Consider the following 1,743-nt stretch of genomic DNA (forward strand, 5'->3'; position numbering starts at 1 on the left):
GAGTCGTGGTCGCGGATGAGATAGATCATCCTGGTCTCCTCCACGTTGCCGGTGCTGGTTCTGGTGCCGGTAAACAGCCAGTGGGGTCTGGGACCCGCGTTGATTTCCGCGCTGGCGGTTGCAGTGTTGATTCTGGTGTGGCGCGTAGCGCGCAAGGAGAACCTGCAGCCGGCGATCTCCGGCTTCCTCGCGGTCGCGCTGTGCGCAGCGATCGCCTGGATCATGGGGGATGCAAAGGGCTATTTCGCCTACGGCATCTGGTACTCGCTGGTGGCGGGCATCGCATCCATCATTTCGATCTTTTTTCGCTGGCCGCTAGTCGGAGCGGTATGGCGCGGCATCAATGGTGACGATCACCGCTGGCGCACGAACCGCCGAGCAGTGCGGGCCTTCAACATCGCCACCCTTGCATGGGCCGTGGTGTTCTTCGCCCGCTTTGCCGTTCAGCAGTGGCTCTACGCTGGAGATAAGACTGACGCCCTCGGCTACACCCGCATCGCGATGGGATGGCCCCTGACGCTGGTAGCGGTGGCGGTCACCGTATGGGCAGTGAAGGCAGCGAACCGAGCGGAGGGGCGACACCTGGAGAAGCCAGCTGAAGGCACGCAAGACTCAACGCAGATCGAAGCGGAAAGCGTAGAAGAAGGTAACGAAGAGGTGGGGACCGATGGGCGTCACTAAGAAGGAAGAAGTAGTGATCGACCTGGCGGGTCCAGCGAACGGCGGCACCGTGATCGGCCGCCTGGATGGGCAAATCGTGTTCGTGCGCGGTGGACTGCCGGGCGAGAAGCATGTGACGGTGATGCTGGATCCGGCGCGGAACTCGAAGTCTAAGAAAGGTTTCCGCAACGGCGGGGCTGTAGCCATCGGGCAGCCGAGCCCCCACCGTGTGTCCCCGGTATGCCCGGCAGCGCAAGCTGGGGCTGGGTGTTGCGACCTGGATTTCGTGGACGCAGCCGGGTCGCTGGACTATAAGAAGCAAGTGGTGCTGGATCAGCTGGCACGCGTGGGCAAGATCGATGCCGAATCCCTACAGAATGTCACCATCGATACCGAGAGCCTGCAGCCCTTCGCTGGCTCGCGCACGCGCGTGCGTCTGGCAGTGGACGGGGAGGGCAACGTCGGCCAGCGAGCACGCGGCTCGCACAAGGTGGTGCCCGTAGAGCACCCCTGTGCGCAGTGGAGCGAGGCGCTGCGAGAAGGGCTGGCAGAAGAAATCGAGCAGCTGCGAGCGGCCGGGAGGTTGGTACCCAACACCGAGATCGCCGTTGCTGTGGCAGATGACGGCACTCGCAAGATGGTGCAGCTGCGGGGCAAAGCCACTGATGGTGCGGGCGAGATTCCCACCGTTTCCCGTACCGTGCACTTTGGGGTCGGCCTCGACCGGGAGTTCGACGTGCAGTGGGAAAGCCAGGTGCAGGACTTCTGGCAGGCGCACCGTGCAGCGCCGGAGTTCTACTCCGCCTGGATCGCCCGCCACATCCCGCCGGTGGTGCAGGGGCAGAAGGCTCAGGGGCAGAAAGCTGAGGGGGCAAAGCCCAAGCAGTCGATTGCGTGGGACCTGTACGGCGGCGCCGGAGTATTCAGCGCGGCACTGTCCCGCAAGGCCGACCGGGTTATCTGTGTGGACGTGGCAGGCAGCGCCAGCGAGGCGGGGGCACGGGCTCTGGCGGCAGCTGGCATCGACAATGTTGAGTTCGTCGGCGGTGACGTAGCGGGTCTGGTTCCCCAACTGCCAAGCGG

General features: G+C 64.3%; 2 protein-coding genes. Both read left to right on the top strand.

Annotated features, from left to right (window positions below):
• Positions 1-24 precede the first annotated feature (24 nt).
• Positions 25-681, top strand: coding sequence for a DUF3159 domain-containing protein (locus Q0331_RS05715; protein WP_298075501.1), 657 nt, complete (start codon positions 25-27; stop codon positions 679-681).
• The coding region (locus tag Q0331_RS05720) for a class I SAM-dependent RNA methyltransferase (RefSeq protein WP_298075500.1) at positions 668-1,743 on the top strand (1,076 nt) is incomplete at its 3' end. The genes Q0331_RS05715 and Q0331_RS05720, both read left to right, overlap by 14 nt.

The organism is uncultured Corynebacterium sp., assembly GCF_937999985.1.
GTDB lineage: Bacteria > Actinomycetota > Actinomycetes > Mycobacteriales > Mycobacteriaceae > Corynebacterium.